Below are 14,419 nucleotides of genomic sequence, written 5' to 3'. Positions count from 1 at the left end.
GGTCGGTCCACGAGGGATGGCCGCCGTTGTGCGTTGGGGGCGGGATCAGTCGCCGCGGATCAGCGCCAGCTGCACCTGGGTGTAGTCGAGGTCGTCGACGATCATGCGGCCCTGTCCGGCACGCCACCGCTTCGGTTTCAGGTGATACGCACCGCCGACCGGGGGCCGCGTGCTCGGAGGGGCGGCCAGCTGCAGGATCGGTGTCAGCATCGCCTCCCGCAGCGCCGACAGGAACTGTGAACTGCCCACCTGCTCGGAGAACTTGATGTCAGTCGACACGATGAAGTGCACGCCGAGATCATCTCCAGTGCCCAGCAGCTTGGCCACCGTCTGGTTGCCTACGGCAACTTGATCGAACGCCGACTTCAACGCGTAGCCCTCCGCGATCTGAACGAAGTTGTCGACGAACACATAGACCTCTGGTCCGGTGAAATAGGTGCGATCACGCAGCTGGTCGCCGGTGGTCTCGTTGGTGGGGCGGCGCGACCCCATCAGCCGCACCAGCATGTCGGCAGTGGCGTTGATGTCGTCAGCCGACGTCACGTATCCCGGTGGACGCAGCTGCGTGACTTCCCCGTGCTCGTCCGGCTCGCTGTTCTTGGCGGGGCGCATGAATCCTCGCCGGTACAGCTCGTCGCGCTCACCGAGCATGTTGCGCAGCGGGTCGATGACGATGATCGACGCCGTCTCCGGAGTGAACTGGCGCATCACCGACTCCATGATGACGCGCAGCGCATTGGTCTTGCCGCACCCGGTCTCCCCGTAGACCATCAGGTTCTGCGAGTAGTTCGGCACCGGGGCCAGCGCCAAGGTGTCGGTGTCCCATCCCAGCGGGTGAATGGTGTACCGGGGGTTGCGGCCCATGTCGACCATGGGGGCGAACGCCGACCACATGTCCGCGTACGGGGTGACCGCGGGGGCGGCGGTCACCGGAGGCACGATCTGCTCGGCGTAGGTGTTGCGCAGCTGCCCGCAGAGCGCGGCGATCTCCTCGCCGTAGTCGTGGACCTCGTAAATCTCCCGCTCGTTCTCGATCTTGTCCGGCTCGATCTCACGGTTGATGGGTACGGCGGTGCGGGCGTGCAGAGCGACGACGTCGTCGCCGACACCGCCCTCGGCGTCGAACACCTGCACCGACCGTCCTGGCTGCTTGGGGATAAACCCACGCAGCGTGGATTTGATCTGCGCCGGAACCTTCGAGCCGCTGTAATCCGGGGCGGGCAACTGGATGCAGCCGGGCAGCTCGGTGGTGTAGTGCGGCGCGTTACCGGAAGTACCCGCGGTTGCGGTGTCGGCGGTGAACACCAGGTGGATGCCCACTCCCGGACCACTGTCGACGATCGGACGAAGCCGCTCGGCGACCTCCTTGCGGTTCTCCTGGCCCAGGAATCCGCCGATCCCGTCGATGGCCACGATCACGTAGCCGTACGGGTCACCGGCGATCGGCTCACGCTCCTTGGACTGCAGATAGGCGTCCACGGAGTACACCTCGCGATTCACCATGGCGTCGGTACGCACGTCGATGAGCCGCCGCGCCTCGCCCAGGATGCGCGAGACCACATCGTCGGCTCCGGGACGGGCGAACGCTGCCACGTTCGGAGCGTTGCGCACCTCGCCCAGCTTGCCGGTCGTGTAGTCGGCCAGCATGAACATCAGCCGTGACGGCTCATGCTGCAGGCACCCGCAGATCACCATCGTCTGCAGCAGCGTCGTGCGGCCGGACTTTCCGCCCCCGGCGATCGTCCAGTGCGGGGTGTTTCCGCTGAACTCGATGTTCCACGGCACACGCACCTGCTTCTTCGGCACGTCGATGTCGCCGATGCGGATCGACAGTCCCTTGTCCTGCTTCTGCAGCCCGAGGTCCGGCAGGCTCATCGGGTCACGCAGCGACGGTGACCACATAGTGGCGACGAACGGGTTGCGCATGTCGTGCAGGCGGCGAACCTTCTGCAGCAACACCTCACCCATGTGGTCGCCCTGACGCTCCTCCTTCGTCTCAACGACCTCCCCCTCAACCACCGGGGTGAAGTCACGGTCGGCGAACAGGTCGAACATCGACACCGCGTCGCCGATGGGGGACTCGTCGGTGATGCGGGCGCGTTCCACCTTCGTGCGGCGAACGTACTCGGCCTCGTGGTGGAAGCTGACCACCTCGACCGGCTGGCTGTCCTTCTGGAACTTGCGGATGATCTTGCCCTTGAGCTTCCCGGCCACCATGTTGGCCGCCGCGTCGGTGCCGATCATCGCCACCGAATACTGCGGTGACTGCACACTGAGCGAGAACCGGAACAGCAGGTGCTCCAGCAGGTCGCCAACCATCGTCTTGTCGATGAACTGGCTGCAGATGATCAGGTGGATTCCCAGCGAACGCCCCACCCGGCCGATCTCGGTGAGCAGCTTCAAGTAGTCGGGGCGGTCCTTGAGGAACTGCCCGCACTCGTCGATGATGATGACCAGGTCCGGCATCGGAAGCCAGTCGGGGTCGCCTTGGCGTGTGCGCTGCTTCTCCCGGTACTCGAAGATGTCCTTGCAGCCGCGCTCCTCGGTCATGTACGTCTCGCGACGGATCAGCTCACCCTGCAGGATCGCACCGAGGCGCTCCACCAGCTCGGTGGCGCTCTCCAGGTTGGAGATCGACGCCACCACGTGCGGGACACCCTTCATGCCCAGGAACGTGGCACCACCTTTGAAGTCGGCCAGCAGCAGCGCCAGCTTGTCGGGGCCGTACTTGGCGCACAGGGCCAGCACCAGACACTTGAGGAAGTACGACTTACCCGAGCCGGTCTGCCCGGCCACCGCCCCGTGCGGGCCGTCACCGTGGCGGTTGACCTCGTAGAGGTTGAGGCTGGTCACCTGCGGGGTCAGCTCGTCGCCATTTCGCCGGTAGCCGTAGGGAACCTTCAACTCGTCGGTGTAGGCGTTCTCCTTCCACACCTTGACGATGTCGTGGGTCTCGATGTCGGCGATGCCCAGCGCCTCGAAGAAGTCGGGGATGTGATCCGGCGTGTCATCGGCGACCGCGCCGGAGCCGTACCCGCGGGGCCGGTAGCGGTACATGGCGCGGGCGAAGGTGTCGGCCACCTCCAGCGAGACCTGGTCGGCCGCAGCGGCGTCGAAGTCCTCGTACGTCGAGACCCGCCCGTCGCGCAGCAGGATGCGGCTTTTCACCTCGCTGACGTGGTCGATCCCGTAGCGCACCACCAGCCACGTCATGCCGGGCACACCGCCGGGCATGGTGACCGGCCAGTCCACGGATTGCTCGGGAAGGTCGACCACCACCAGCAGATGCGGCGGCTTGTCGGGGTCGTCGGAACGCAGACGTTCCAGCTGCTTGGCGTGGCGGGCGGCGAACTCGTCGATGCTGCGCCAGGTCAGCAGGCGCGCGCCCATACCCTTCTCCACCTTTGTCATGTCCTCGGTGTGCGGCAGCCACTTCATCCACTGCCAGCTGTCGGGATCGTCGGTGATCAGGCCGATGTTCAAGTGGTCGGGGCGGTGGTTGAACGCCAGCGACATCAACATCGCGCGCACCAGTGCCAGGCGCGGCTGCTCGTCACCGCGCATCGCATAGGCCGGGTATTCGGCCAGCGTGGCGTCCATCGGCAGGTTGGCCACCACCGACAACGTGTTCATCGCCTCGTGATAGCGCACCTTCGTTCCCGGCTCCAGCATCTCGGGAACGACGTCCTCGGCGGGCTTGAGCTTCGGATACAGCGGTGCCACACCGATGCCGATCCGCGGGCGCAGGAAGGGGTTCGCCGTCAGGTGCTTGACGTCGGGGTCCGACTCGTCTTCGGGAGGAATCACCCGGCCGATGTTGGGGTCAGGGTCGGCCTGCCACATCTGGTCGCTGCCCACCAGCGACGTGAGGTCGTAGGGGTGGGGGAAGCAGGTGGTGCGCAGATCGTGCATGGCGCGGCCGTGCTGGTGGATGAGTGCGCGGTCTTCGCGCAGCTGCAGGTCGTATTCCTCCATCTCGCCGTCGATGTCGTTGCCGGAGCCACCACCGCCGCGCATCCCCATCGACATCATCACCATCATGGCGACCATCATCACCATCATGGGCAGCCGGTAGATCATGGTCATCATCCCGCTGCTGCCGCTGCGCTGCAGCATCATCACGACCATCAGCGAGAGCATCGCGATCATCATCAGCGCCATGCCCAGCGGCATGAACCGCTCCCATGCCGGGCGGGTGTCCGGCGGGGGCATCGGGATGGGGCTTTGAATCTGCACACCCTCGGAGGCGAGCTGGTCCACACGCCGGGGAGTGGGGCGGAAAATGTCGAACATCGTGGTCCTTCCGGAACGGTGGTCTACTGCGCGTCGTCGGATTCGTCGTCGCCGTCGAGATCGGCGGCCTCGTCCGCGTCAGCGGCCGCCTCCGCAGCCTTGGCGGCGTCGTCGGGCTCTTTGGACTCGGGCTTGGGGGTGGCGGCCGGGCTGGGAATCTGCTTGACCGGGTCGAGCTGGCCCTGCATCACCTGGGCGTTTTTGATCGACAGCGTCGAGCCCTGCGAGTACAGCTTGGCGACTGACCACGGGATCGGTGTGGGGGCCAGCGTGTTGAGGCCCAGCGCCTTAATCGTTGGGTCGTAGCTCACCTTGAGCTCGTTGGCGGTTCCCGAGGGCACGACCGCGTCGATGGGGAACGCCGTTCCGGCTGCGTCGATCCACATCAGCTGCTCGGCGGACACCGAATCGTTGTTGTTTCCGGTGACCCGCACGTACCAGCCGTATCCGGGCCGGGTGACCGACTGCGTGGCGCGCGGTGCGGTGCCGTTGTCGGGCAGCTGCTTGACGGCGACGCGGCGGCCGAGGTCGCTGATCGGGGTCTTCGTCGCCGTCATCACCACGGTGTGCGACCGCAGCTCCTCAGAAGACTTCGACCACTTCCAGCACAGCGCTGGCTCGTTGACCAGCGTGGGCACCTTCGACGGGAACATGTGGTCGTCGACGATGGTCACCCGCTCCAGACCCTCCAGCTGCGACGGATCGGAGACGATCCGCTGGGTCGAGCCGGTGTTGATCATCATCTGCGCGAGCACCGATCCGATCATCTGCACGCCGGTACGGCCCACCAGGTAGTAGGCCCGACCGCCGGAGGCGGTGCCCACCGTGAGCACGTCGCCAATAGACGATCCGGTCACCGCCGGGCTGAGCTGGCCGCGGCTCTCCAGCTGCGGGGCGGTCAGTGCGGGGGAGATGCCGATGGCCCCCAGCAGCGCCGGAGAGACCGTCAGGGCGGAGTCCATGTGCGTCGGCGTGAGGCCGAGTGCCGCCTGCGCGGCGTAGTCGCTGCGGCCCACCTGGGCGCGGGTGTCGCGGTAGATCAGCCACAGCTGATCGGCGTCGTTGGCGGCACGCACCAGCACAGCGCGGTCCTCGCCGAGAGGGTCGCCGCCTTCGAGCAGGTCATCCCCGGCGATCACCGTCGTTGTCATGTCCCCACCTTCGAGCAGCGACAGCGGGACAGCGGTGTCGTGCCAGTCGCAGATGGTCCACGTGGCGGCGGTGTCGGTACGCGGCTCCAATGAGTCGGGGGCGTTGGGGATTCCCATCAGCGGCCCGGTCGGCAGTGACTGCAGCGCGGCGTCGGTGATGACCTTGGCCTCCTTGGCGCTGCCGACGATCAGCCGCGCCGACGCCAGGTTGGTGACCGGGTGCAGCCTGCCGTTGAACTGCACGAACCGACCGGCGTTTCGCGTGATCACGATCTCGTCGACGCTGTTGTCGGGCTTGGGGCTCAGGATCGACATGATGAAGGCGGCCCCCAGCACCAGGACGCCGACGACCGCACCGAAACCGACACCGCCGCGCATCCTGGCCAGCGGGGAGCCCAGGCCGCGCACGTCCTGGCGGCTCAACGCCTCGTCGACGCGGTTCAGCTCACGCTTGTACGCCTTGATCTGCCGCTTCGACGTCAGATTCCACGCCATGGGCTCCTCCTATTCAGCGCGCATCGTCGGTCGAAGTTTGGCCGAGACATGACAACGCAGATGCCCGCGGCGCGTTTGGACACACAGCGACGAACTGCCCGCCGCTGTCAGTGGGAGGCGGCAAAATACATAGGGGACAGGTCGGCAGACGCAGATGCGAAACGCATAGTAGTCTCGCTAATAGAGACGGAAGGGATCGCCGGTGGATGACATAAAGGCAACGGTCATAGCCGCTCGTAAGGCGGGGTGGACGGTCGAGCAGTCAAAACGGAACTCGCACTGGAAGTTCCTGTCGCCGAACAGGTCGGTGAAGCCCATCTTCACCTCCTCGTCCACCGGCGACGTGCGCGCGGTCAAAAACCTGCACGCCGAGCTTCGCCGCGCCGGGCTGGCGTTGCGCTGACAGCTAGCCCAGCTCGAACTCGTACTCGTAGACGCTGAACGGCACACACTCCCCGGTACGGACCACCTCGGTGTCCACCAGGGCCTCACCGCCCACGGCGGTGTCGTATCCGGGGTGCTCGTCGACGCTGCGGGCCACGTGGGTGACGCGCAGTGGCTCACCGCGCCAACGGTCGCCGTAGTTGTCCACGGCGTCGTCGGTCAGGTAGATGGTGTCGCCCACGTTCACGGTCACGGAGCATCCTCCCCTTCGGCAGCCTCGGCCCAGCGCAGGAAGTCGTCCTCGGTAGCGGTGCCGTCGTGTACCGCGTCCCAGTCGACCGGATCGGACATGTCAGCTCCTCGGATCGCACCCGCCAAGTCACTGGAACCGTCGCACGCTGCGGAGTCGGCGCGGGTACGCGGCGCGGACTCCGCGGGGGTACGTGACATCTACTCAGCGGCCCGGACCAGGGTCGTTGTGTTTTTGGTGGATAGCTCCTAAGCTGGGTCGATGAGTTCAGGAACATACCTGCGGACCGGACAGGCTGCCGACCGCCTGGGAACGTCACGCCAGCACGTGGTGGACATGTGCAACCGGAACGAGTTGCCGCACATCATGGTGGGCACCCACCGGAGAATCCCCCGCGAGGCAATCGACCTGCTCTCCGCGAAGCATCAGCCCGGCGGTGACCGCCACAGCCGGTCCCGCTGGCTACACATCGCGATAGCTCGCGCGTTGCTTCTGGACCCTGACGCTGTGATCGCCAAGGCGAGATCAAATCTCGCCCGCGCCCGAGCGGACGGGGCCATTGACGTCCACTCCACCCCCTACATGACGGAATGGGAGATGTTGCTGGCGAGCGACCTGGCCACGCTCATCGACGCGATGCTCGACCCCGGCGACCACGCGGCAACGCTGCGGTCCTGCAGCCCGTTCGCGGGGGTGCTTCCGCAGGAGGAAGTGTCAGCCATCAAGGAGACGTGGCGGCTGTCGCGCACAGGGGACGGCGAGCGCGTATGAGGCGAGATCAGTTAGCGCACATCCTGCGCGCTTCCGCTCGAATCGCTGACGACAATGACGTGCTCGTTCTCGGGTCGCAGGCCATCCTCGGCGCATTCGACGACCACCAGCTCCCGGCCGCGGCGCTCGCGTCCATGGAAGCCGACGTCGCCTTCCTCAACGATCCAGATCGCCGGAAAGCTGATGCGGTTGAAGGAGCCATCGGCGAACAGTCGACATTCCACGAGACGAACCACGTATATCCGGAAGGCGTCCACGTGGACACCGCGGAGCTTCCGCACGGGTGGCGCTCACGGCTGATCACCTGGGACATGCGCTCCAGTGACCCGGCCAACCCACGGTTCGTCGAGCCACATGATCTCGTCGCCAGCAAACTCGTCGCCGGTCGAGAAAAGGACTTCGTCTTCGCTGCGGCCCTGATCGACGCCCGGCTGGTAGAGCTGGACACTCTCGCCGAGCGCGCAAAGAACCTGCCGTCAAGCAGCGCCCGCGTATTGAAATGGCTGGAGGCATATCGCCGCGGTTGATGCCGCGCTGGACCGGCGGCGGGAATCCCGCTGCCGATTGGCGGGGCACAGGATCGTCGCATCCCCGACCTTGCTACCTCCGCAGCTGTGGGCAGTCCGACGCCATCACCGAGGCCAGCTGGTCGGCGTTCATCTCGCCGAGGTCGATGACTTCGGAATCGAGCGTCTCGGGGATGCGCTCGGTGTCAGGGTCGACCGGGTTGCCGTCGCCGTAGGTGACGCTCTGGCGCACCCGGTAGCCGTGCCCGTCGGGGCCGATGAAGTAGGCGGCCAGAGCGCGCTCGACACCGCCGTCATCGCGCAGGCTGACGTAGTGATGGCCGCGGCTGTGGTCGACGGTGCCGCCGCGGGGCAGGAAGTCCACCATGCCCGGCGGCAGGTAGACGTCATCGCTGTAGGGGCCGAAGGCCGACAGATTGCTCATGTTCCGGAAGGCTAGAGCCGCGAACAACACCGTTGGCGCAGCGGCGCGGCTGGTGGATCAGCGCCACAGGGCGGCGATGCTGGGGGCGTCTTTCAGGTTAATGTGCGGAGCCTGGTGCGGATCGCGGTCCGGCAACGTCCCGTCTTCGTCGGCGGCGCAGTCACATTCGAGGCCGTGGTGCAGGAACTCGCCGCACGCCGCGCACCACACGTCGTAGTCGGTCTCACCCGCTGATACGACCGCGACGGTGACGCCGTTTCCCGCACTAACAGTGTGGATTTCGGAGGCGTCCAGGCCGTCCATCCCTACGCCGACGGCTTCGAGGATCGCTGTTGTGCACCTGGGACTTCCGCACGATTCGTACAGCTCGTCGGTGTATCCGCGGCTGTTGATCGCCACGGCGCATGGGTTCATGTCACGTCCTTTCCTGATGGTGGGCCGCTGGCAGTTGACGAGTCGCTAGTCAACGAACACCGCCTTGCCGTGCTGCTCAGCCCAGCACGCGATGTCCTCATCGGTCAGGTCGGGCTCTGAGGTGGTGAACAGCGGCGCGTAGCGCACATTCGTCCCGATCACCGTGCCGGTGTCCATGTCGATGAGCACGCCGCCCGAGTCCTTGTCCAGCTTCTGCATCCGAGCCTCCCGTTTCCTGTTCCTGGCCCGCATCATGCACAGCTGCCCGCTCCCTGTCCGGTGCGCGGCGCGGCTGGGGAGAGGTGAGGACGTGGCAGCTGCTCAGTGGCCGGGGAACAGGCGCGCCACCGCAGCGTCGGCCGCGGCGAAGGCACCGTCCAGGCCGCCCTGCTCGGCGTCGACCCAGCCCTGGTCGAGCACCTTGCCGCAGGAGCCGTCCTGCACCGACCAGTGGTAGCTGGTTGGAGATTCGTCCTCCCAGCGCTCGAACTCCACATAGGCCATGATGCGGTCGAGCCCGGAGACCTCGCGGCGGTAGCGGACCCGCCCCGCCGCGACGCCCTGCGGCACCCACTGCGGGTCTGCCGCGTCTTCGACGTTCACAGCCACTGCAGCGCCTCGACCGCACGCGGGTCGCAGCCCAGCAGGCGGCCGAACTCCTTGGCCGACAGGCCCTTCTTCATCGCGCCCTCGTACACCAGCTTCGGCGATACCGCACCGCACACCGCCTGCACCGCCGACTCGCACAGACCGGCGATCTGCCCGGCGTCATCGGCGTGGGCGCTGCCCCCGCGGCGGGCCTCGGCCAACGCGTCCTCGTAGCTGATCATTTTCGGTGCCCCTCTCCGAAGCAGTCGATCGTGGCGGCCAGCTCGCGATCGACCAGCGCCTGCAGCTCGTCGCGGCTCAGGTGGCCGTCGCCCTCATGGGCCACCACCCGGTAGCCGTCGTTGGCGTAGGTCTGCGCCGTCTCCCAGTTACCGATGTAGTCGTAGACGCTGCCGTCGGCGGTGTACGCGGTGGCGACGGGGAACTCGGGGTGGATGTCGTTCGGATACTGGCCCATGACCGGAAACGTAGGGCAGCTTCGGCCGGGCGGAAGCGGGCGGCGCGCCGCGGGTGAGTGGGAGACTCGAACGATGGCGCAGCTGCACAAGGGATTCGACCACCCGTGGCAGGTGGTTAACGCCATCCCCATGTTCCCGGCGAAGGTGGTCGTTCAGTTCGCCGACTGGAGTGTGCGCACCATCGACCTCAGCGACCGATGATCACGGGGGCGCGGGCGTCGCCCTTTAGGGCGGCGGTAGCCCCCGTTGGTTGCGGTGACCGGTATCAGTTGGCCGGACGGTTCTGGGTTTCGATGTAGGACCGCAACACCTCCAGCGGGGCACCGCCGACCGATCCGGCGAAGTAGGAGCCTGCCCACAGCTTGTTGGCCCTCCAGTAATGACGTGCCAGCTCCGGGAACTCTTGACGTAGCCGTCGCGAGGACACTCCTTTGAGCGAGTTAACCAGTCGCGACACCGCCACCTTCGGTGGGAAATCGACAAGCAGGTGCACGTGCTCACGCTCACCGTTGAACTCCACCAGCTCGCAGTCGAAGTCACGGCAAACGTCACCCATGATCTCCTCCAACCGGGACAAGTGCCGCTCCGCGAACACCGGATGGCGGAACTTGGTCACGAAGACCAAGTGCACGTGCAATGCGAAAACGCAATGCCGCCCTGTTCTTATGTTCTTCACCGCAGCCATACACCAAGTATAATCGTCCAGGTGTCGACAAGTGTGCTGCGTTACCGGTACCGGGCGTACCCGAACGGCAAACAGCAACGTGCCGCCGCTCGGCTGTTCGGGGGTTGCCGGGTGGCCTTCAACGCCGCACTGGAACACGCCCGCAACGAGCACGCAGCGGGAAACCCCTATCCCAAGGCCAACGGCCTGCAGCGCCACGTCCTCACCGAAGGCAAGAAACAGCCTGAACGGGCTTGGATGAATCAACTCTGCGGAGTTGCACTCATCCAAGCGGTTCGCGATGCCGATATGGCCTACCGCAACTTCTTCGCCTCGTGTACTGGAGGGCGAAAAGGTCGGCGGGTGGGTTTCCCGCGATTTCGCAGCCGCCGTGATTCCACGCAGACCGCCCGGTTCACCAAGGCGGCGAGATTCGCCGTCACCGCGGTCGGTGATCGTCGTGCCGCCGTTCGGCTGACCGGCATCGGCGAGGTCGAGTTCGTGCTGTCCCGCGAGCTTCCCAGCGCACCGTCGAGCGTCACATTGATCCGGGAAGCCGACGGCCGCTTCTACGTGTCCTTCGTAGTCGAAGAACCCGATGCCACGCTGCCGGGAACCGATCGGGTGTGTGGAGTGGACATGGGGTTGTCGAGGTTCGCAACCGTTGTGACCAGCGAGAGCGGCAGTGAGACGATCACCGCCACCGATACACCGAAGTTTCTCCGGCGTAAAGCCAGAGCATTGGCCCGTTCCCAGCGAGCCATGTCGCGAAAACAAAAAGGGTCACGTAACCGGGACAAGGCACGCCGCAAGGTTGCGGTTCACCATCGCAAAGTTCGCAACGCGCGCCTCGATCATGCTCATCAGCTCGCCACCGAAATCGTCACCGGCCATGATGTGATCGCCGTCGAAAACTTGTCGGTGGCAGGAATGTCGCGTACCAACGGGGCTTCGGTGCACGATCAGTCGATGTCGCAGTTCCTACGGGTGCTAGCTGACAAGTCCCGCCGACACGGTAGGTCTGTGGTAGCGGTATCCCGCTGGTTTCCCAGCACACGGATGTGTTCTGGTTGCGGGCAGTTGACCGGACCCCACGGAAAGAAAGACTTGAGCGTCCGACAGTGGACGTGTGCTTCATGCGGTGTGTCCCACGACCGGGATGTCAACGCCGCCCGCAATATCCTCGCCGAGGGGTTGCGGCTGCTCGCCGAGCAGCGAAACCGTGACGCCGACGGGCTGTCGGAGTCGTTAAACGCTTGTGGAGACGAAACCGCTGCCCCTCCCGAGGGGAAAAGTTTCGACGATGAAGCAGGTAGGTTACCAGGAGATCGGGAACCGTGAAACCGTCCCCGGCCGAGGTGACCGCGAATCCCCGTCCTTTAGGGCGGGGAGGGTGTCAAATCGTCGACCGTCCCGACCCCGGAGTATTCGAGAGTCTCCGCCGTGAGGACTTCTTCCGCCGTATGCGCGTCCTCGACGGGCTCGTCACCTGGCCTGGAGAGCTGGACCTCGACCCCAAGGCCATGTACGACGAATCGCACTGACCTCGCTGGCTGGACACCTTTCTGGCGGCCGGGCGGGAGCGGGCGGCGCGATCAAGGCCGCGAGCAGTATTCGCACAACCAATGGTCGCCGCGGAACTGCGCCAGGTCACCCTCGCCCAGGCTGGTGGACCTGCAGCGGTAGCAGTGCGCGGGCAGGTCGTCGTCGAGCACCAGCGACAGGTGGATGGGTCCGTCGAAGTTGGCCTTGCGGATCGTCTTGACGATCTCGCGGCCGTACTCCGACACGTGTCGGGCCATCACCGCCGCCGCTAGGTGTTCGGGCAGCCGACGGGCTGCGACGCATCGTGCGACCAGCGCCAGCCGTGCGGCCCTGGTGCGGGAACAGCGAACAGCGCCGAGGCGCACGATGGGCACTCGGCCTCGTCGGTGACCGACTGCGGCTCGGGGAGCTGGGCGGGGTTCATGTCGGCGTCAGCTCCCGTGCCCGGTTCCGGCCGCATGACTCTCGGCGACACTGCCCAGCACTTCGAGGCTGTCGCCGGATTCGGCGTCGCACAGGGGCTCACCGCACGTGTCGCAGCGCAGCTCAAGGTCTGCCTTGGCCGGATCGCTGCTGGCTTTCAAGACGAAGTTGTCGAGCCGCATCTTCTCTCCTTGCGATCAGATCGGGTAGACGGCGCTGTACCAGTTGGTGCAGCCCTCCACGTAGAGGCCGTCGGCCGCCAGCAGATCGCCGAGTCGCTCGACAGTCTCGTGGCCGTAGTCCATGTTGAACGCCCCGGCGTGGTCGCCGCCGTCGTGGGTGATGATCAGCTCGGAGCCGGTGCCGTAGCTCTCGCCGCGGTCGCGCCACTGCTGTGGGCTGTAGAAGCGTCCCCCACCGCCGTGGTCGGCCATGCCGCTATCGGCCAGGAACCCGCGGATGATCTCGGCGGCCTTGCGCCCCTGCGGGCTCAGGTCGTCGGGGATGGGCCAGGTGCTGTCGATGTCCATGGCGCTCATCCTGGCGGCCAATGCCACCGCGTCCGCGGCCAGGCGCGCCCGGCCCCGCTGCCGTTCTAGCTCGCGTGCTTCACGTGCATCGCGTACGTGACGTAGACGTACTCGGTGATCTCCACGAGGCTCCACGTGCCGGGCACGTTAGCGCTGTGCTCGGTGATGATGTCGCCGTCCATCTTGGTGGCGTGGTAGCGGTCACGCATCTCGGCGATTTCTTCGGTCTCATCGGCAGGCACCCAGTCGATCAGGCCGACCGAGGAGTCGGTGCCGGGAGTTCTCGTGATCACGAAGATGTCCATGGCGGCCAACCCTGGCGGCACCCAGTGGTGCGCTGATGTGGAAGCGCGCTCAGTCCTGCTCGAAGATGCGCACCCCGTAGCCGTGCGCGCGGGTGTCCGCGCACGTCCACCCGGCCAGCTCCATGGTGCGGGCCACGTCCTCGGGGCTCTCGCCCATCGCGATCAGTTTCTCGGCGGCGTAGCGCTCGGCGGTCGCGCGGTCGCAATGGGCGGTGCGGCCGAACAGGCGGCCGCTGCGGATGTCCTGGAACTCGCTGATGAACACGGTGGTGCCTCCCGCTGCTGTCTGGGGTCAGCCGGGGTGATCCGGCTGCAGCCACCATGTGGCGGGAGAGGCGATTGTGCGGCGCGGGGCGCGGCTGCGCGGCGGGGGATTCCGGGGCTGGGAAGTCGGGAGATCGGCCCGCGGCGGGTGATTCTCCGGCGAGGTTACGGTCCAGCGGCAGCAAACAGATACCCGGCACTCGGAACTCGGTTCCGAGTGTAGCATGGCGGTCCAAAGGTGCAGGTCAGCGCGCTGAGTGGGGCACTCCCAGCAAACAGATTCCGAGCAACCCAGCCGAGAAGGCGCGGATTGGGCCAGGTTTGACCCCGACGGGGACGGCAAACGTGCAGGTCACGGCCGGTATTGGGGGTGGTCCACTCTCACAGTGGGGGATTAGTCGCTGGAGTGGGGTCCAGTTCCGGTTTCGGCGTGGATTCAGCCGATTTCGGGGTCCGATCGGGTGCCGCATCCGCACTCGGAACTCGGTTCCGAGTGTACCACACCGCGCAAAGGTGCAGGTCAGAGCGTTTTCGCTTCGAGTGGGGTTTCAGTCAACGTCACGGGGCCGACGCAGCTGTGACGCCAAAAACACCACCTGACCTGCGGCGATGGCGCAAAACTTCGATAAGTTAGATGTGCTAACGAGTTTGCTGTGGGAGTGGAGTGGGGGTAGTGGGGGAGTGGGGGTATGACCCCCACTCGAAAAAATCCCAAAAATGCGTCTACCGGGTATGTCCTTAAAATAGAGACAAAGATATCCTACGTACACACGTAGAAAAGCCCAGCTGGGAGTTTGGAATCATTGGCCATACCCCCCGACCCCCAGTAATGGAGGTTTAACACAAAACGGGCCCACCGGAACGGTAGGGTATGGGGTTTGCGGGGTTGGGGTTGAAAAAAAAAAGGGGGGG

20 protein-coding genes are annotated in these 14,419 nt (G+C 65.7%); 4 read left to right on the top strand and 16 right to left on the bottom strand.

The annotated features are described in order from the left end of the window. Positions 1-45 precede the first annotated feature (45 nt). From B8W67_RS16865 to B8W67_RS16855, 4 genes are all read right to left on the bottom strand, one after another. A complete protein-coding gene (locus tag B8W67_RS16865) occupies positions 46-4,293 on the bottom strand; it encodes an FtsK/SpoIIIE domain-containing protein (protein ID WP_085305188.1) in 4,248 nt (1,415 codons plus the stop codon). Between the two features lie 23 nt (positions 4,294-4,316). Continuing rightward, positions 4,317-5,939 (bottom strand): type VII secretion protein EccB, encoded by a 1,623-nt coding sequence (eccB, locus tag B8W67_RS16860; RefSeq protein WP_085305186.1) that lies wholly within the window; start codon positions 5,937-5,939, stop codon positions 4,317-4,319. Between the two features lie 177 nt (positions 5,940-6,116). Further along, positions 6,117-6,257, bottom strand: a complete 141-nt coding sequence (locus tag B8W67_RS21160) for a hypothetical protein (protein WP_207567709.1) — start codon at positions 6,255-6,257, stop codon at positions 6,117-6,119. Between the two features lie 88 nt (positions 6,258-6,345). After that, positions 6,346-6,576: a hypothetical protein gene (locus B8W67_RS16855; protein WP_085305184.1), complete on the bottom strand. Its 231-nt coding sequence runs from the start codon at positions 6,574-6,576 to the stop codon at positions 6,346-6,348. A gap of 258 nt (positions 6,577-6,834) precedes the next feature. Between B8W67_RS16855 and B8W67_RS16850 the strand changes: the two genes are divergently transcribed. Further along, positions 6,835-7,344 carry an excisionase family DNA-binding protein gene (locus tag B8W67_RS16850; protein WP_085305182.1) on the top strand — a complete coding sequence of 170 codons (510 nt, stop codon included), beginning with the start codon at positions 6,835-6,837 and terminating at the stop codon, positions 7,342-7,344. Continuing rightward, entirely contained in the window at positions 7,341-7,871 is a 531-nt protein-coding gene (locus tag B8W67_RS20610; RefSeq protein ID WP_133056137.1) for a DUF6036 family nucleotidyltransferase, read from the top strand. Before B8W67_RS16850 ends, B8W67_RS20610 begins: the two co-directional genes overlap by 4 nt. 73 nt (positions 7,872-7,944) lie before the next feature. On the opposite strand, the gene B8W67_RS16835 is transcribed toward B8W67_RS20610, so the two are convergent. The 6 genes from B8W67_RS16835 to B8W67_RS16815 form a co-directional block, all read right to left on the bottom strand. Beyond that, the gene (locus B8W67_RS16835) at positions 7,945-8,295 is read right to left on the bottom strand and encodes a hypothetical protein (RefSeq protein WP_085305177.1); all 351 of its coding nucleotides are present in this window, start codon (positions 8,293-8,295) and stop codon (positions 7,945-7,947) included. Positions 8,296-8,352: 57 nt separating this feature from the next. Continuing rightward, positions 8,353-8,694 (bottom strand): hypothetical protein, encoded by a 342-nt coding sequence (locus B8W67_RS16830; RefSeq protein ID WP_133056136.1) that lies wholly within the window; start codon positions 8,692-8,694, stop codon positions 8,353-8,355. A 60-nt stretch (positions 8,695-8,754) separates the two neighbouring features. Next, positions 8,755-8,928, bottom strand: a complete 174-nt coding sequence (locus B8W67_RS20970; protein ID WP_163797071.1) for a hypothetical protein — start codon at positions 8,926-8,928, stop codon at positions 8,755-8,757. 102 nt (positions 8,929-9,030) lie between these two features. Continuing rightward, on the bottom strand, positions 9,031-9,318 hold the full coding sequence (locus tag B8W67_RS16825) for a hypothetical protein (RefSeq protein ID WP_133056135.1): 288 nt from the start codon (positions 9,316-9,318) through the stop codon (positions 9,031-9,033). Next, positions 9,309-9,539 carry a hypothetical protein gene (locus B8W67_RS16820; RefSeq protein WP_085305171.1) on the bottom strand — a complete coding sequence of 77 codons (231 nt, stop codon included), beginning with the start codon at positions 9,537-9,539 and terminating at the stop codon, positions 9,309-9,311. Before B8W67_RS16820 ends, B8W67_RS16825 begins: the two co-directional genes overlap by 10 nt. Beyond that, complete coding sequence (locus B8W67_RS16815; protein WP_085305170.1) at positions 9,536-9,775, bottom strand: hypothetical protein; 240 nt, start codon at positions 9,773-9,775, stop codon at positions 9,536-9,538. Before B8W67_RS16815 ends, B8W67_RS16820 begins: the two co-directional genes overlap by 4 nt. A gap of 73 nt (positions 9,776-9,848) precedes the next feature. Between B8W67_RS16815 and B8W67_RS21585 the strand changes: the two genes are divergently transcribed. After that, positions 9,849-9,977 carry a hypothetical protein gene (locus B8W67_RS21585; protein ID WP_264033392.1) on the top strand — a complete coding sequence of 43 codons (129 nt, stop codon included), beginning with the start codon at positions 9,849-9,851 and terminating at the stop codon, positions 9,975-9,977. A gap of 64 nt (positions 9,978-10,041) precedes the next feature. Here the strand turns inward: B8W67_RS21585 and tnpA are convergent, their stop codons facing one another. Further along, on the bottom strand, positions 10,042-10,461 hold the full coding sequence (tnpA, locus tag B8W67_RS16810; RefSeq protein ID WP_085305168.1) for an IS200/IS605 family transposase: 420 nt from the start codon (positions 10,459-10,461) through the stop codon (positions 10,042-10,044). 21 nt (positions 10,462-10,482) lie between these two features. On the opposite strand from tnpA, the gene B8W67_RS20395 reads away from it, so the two are divergent. After that, positions 10,483-11,781, top strand: coding sequence for an RNA-guided endonuclease InsQ/TnpB family protein (locus tag B8W67_RS20395; RefSeq protein WP_163797069.1), 1,299 nt, complete (start codon positions 10,483-10,485; stop codon positions 11,779-11,781). A 254-nt stretch (positions 11,782-12,035) separates the two neighbouring features. On the opposite strand, the gene B8W67_RS16790 is transcribed toward B8W67_RS20395, so the two are convergent. The 5 genes from B8W67_RS16790 to B8W67_RS16775 all read right to left on the bottom strand — a co-directional run bounded on the left by B8W67_RS16790 (position 12,036) and on the right by B8W67_RS16775 (position 13,508). Further along, positions 12,036-12,242 carry a hypothetical protein gene (locus tag B8W67_RS16790; RefSeq protein ID WP_085305164.1) on the bottom strand — a complete coding sequence of 69 codons (207 nt, stop codon included), beginning with the start codon at positions 12,240-12,242 and terminating at the stop codon, positions 12,036-12,038. Between the two features lie 174 nt (positions 12,243-12,416). Next, positions 12,417-12,590, bottom strand: a complete 174-nt coding sequence (locus B8W67_RS20965; protein ID WP_163797067.1) for a hypothetical protein — start codon at positions 12,588-12,590, stop codon at positions 12,417-12,419. A gap of 15 nt (positions 12,591-12,605) precedes the next feature. Then, the gene (locus tag B8W67_RS16785) at positions 12,606-12,938 is read right to left on the bottom strand and encodes a hypothetical protein (RefSeq protein ID WP_234806803.1); all 333 of its coding nucleotides are present in this window, start codon (positions 12,936-12,938) and stop codon (positions 12,606-12,608) included. A gap of 65 nt (positions 12,939-13,003) precedes the next feature. Then, positions 13,004-13,243, bottom strand: a complete 240-nt coding sequence (locus B8W67_RS16780) for a hypothetical protein (protein ID WP_085305161.1) — start codon at positions 13,241-13,243, stop codon at positions 13,004-13,006. Positions 13,244-13,292: 49 nt separating this feature from the next. Further along, a complete protein-coding gene (locus B8W67_RS16775) occupies positions 13,293-13,508 on the bottom strand; it encodes a hypothetical protein (protein WP_085305159.1) in 216 nt (71 codons plus the stop codon). Positions 13,509-14,419 lie beyond the last annotated feature (911 nt).

Origin of the sequence: Mycolicibacillus koreensis, from assembly GCF_002104795.1 — a bacterium.
In the GTDB taxonomy this organism is placed as follows: Bacteria; Actinomycetota; Actinomycetes; order Mycobacteriales; family Mycobacteriaceae; genus Mycobacterium; species Mycobacterium koreense.
Note: the sequence above shows the minus strand (reverse complement) of the source record. Positions and strands in the feature narration are given on the sequence as shown.

What these genes read in the sequence shown, in the direction of transcription:
- B8W67_RS16780 (WP_085305161.1), bottom strand. Translation starts at nt 13,243, where the DNA reads ATGGACATCTTCGTGATCACGAGAACTCCCGGCACCGACTCCTCGGTC.
- B8W67_RS16835 (WP_085305177.1), bottom strand. Translation starts at nt 8,295, where the DNA reads ATGAGCAATCTGTCGGCCTTCGGCCCCTACAGCGATGACGTCTACCTG.
- B8W67_RS16790 (WP_085305164.1), bottom strand. Translation starts at nt 12,242, where the DNA reads ATGGCCCGACACGTGTCGGAGTACGGCCGCGAGATCGTCAAGACGATC.
- tnpA (WP_085305168.1), bottom strand. Translation starts at nt 10,461, where the DNA reads ATGGCTGCGGTGAAGAACATAAGAACAGGGCGGCATTGCGTTTTCGCA.
- B8W67_RS16865 (WP_085305188.1), bottom strand. Translation starts at nt 4,293, where the DNA reads ATGTTCGACATTTTCCGCCCCACTCCCCGGCGTGTGGACCAGCTCGCC.
- eccB (WP_085305186.1), bottom strand. Translation starts at nt 5,939, where the DNA reads ATGGCGTGGAATCTGACGTCGAAGCGGCAGATCAAGGCGTACAAGCGT.
- B8W67_RS16785 (WP_234806803.1), bottom strand. Translation starts at nt 12,938, where the DNA reads ATGGACATCGACAGCACCTGGCCCATCCCCGACGACCTGAGCCCGCAG.
- B8W67_RS21585 (WP_264033392.1), top strand. Translation starts at nt 9,849, where the DNA reads ATGGCGCAGCTGCACAAGGGATTCGACCACCCGTGGCAGGTGGTTAAC.
- B8W67_RS16850 (WP_085305182.1), top strand. Translation starts at nt 6,835, where the DNA reads ATGAGTTCAGGAACATACCTGCGGACCGGACAGGCTGCCGACCGCCTG.
- B8W67_RS16815 (WP_085305170.1), bottom strand. Translation starts at nt 9,775, where the DNA reads ATGGGCCAGTATCCGAACGACATCCACCCCGAGTTCCCCGTCGCCACC.
- B8W67_RS20610 (WP_133056137.1), top strand. Translation starts at nt 7,341, where the DNA reads ATGAGGCGAGATCAGTTAGCGCACATCCTGCGCGCTTCCGCTCGAATC.
- B8W67_RS20965 (WP_163797067.1), bottom strand. Translation starts at nt 12,590, where the DNA reads ATGCGGCTCGACAACTTCGTCTTGAAAGCCAGCAGCGATCCGGCCAAG.
- B8W67_RS20970 (WP_163797071.1), bottom strand. Translation starts at nt 8,928, where the DNA reads ATGCAGAAGCTGGACAAGGACTCGGGCGGCGTGCTCATCGACATGGAC.
- B8W67_RS16820 (WP_085305171.1), bottom strand. Translation starts at nt 9,539, where the DNA reads ATGATCAGCTACGAGGACGCGTTGGCCGAGGCCCGCCGCGGGGGCAGC.
- B8W67_RS21160 (WP_207567709.1), bottom strand. Translation starts at nt 6,257, where the DNA reads ATGGGCTTCACCGACCTGTTCGGCGACAGGAACTTCCAGTGCGAGTTC.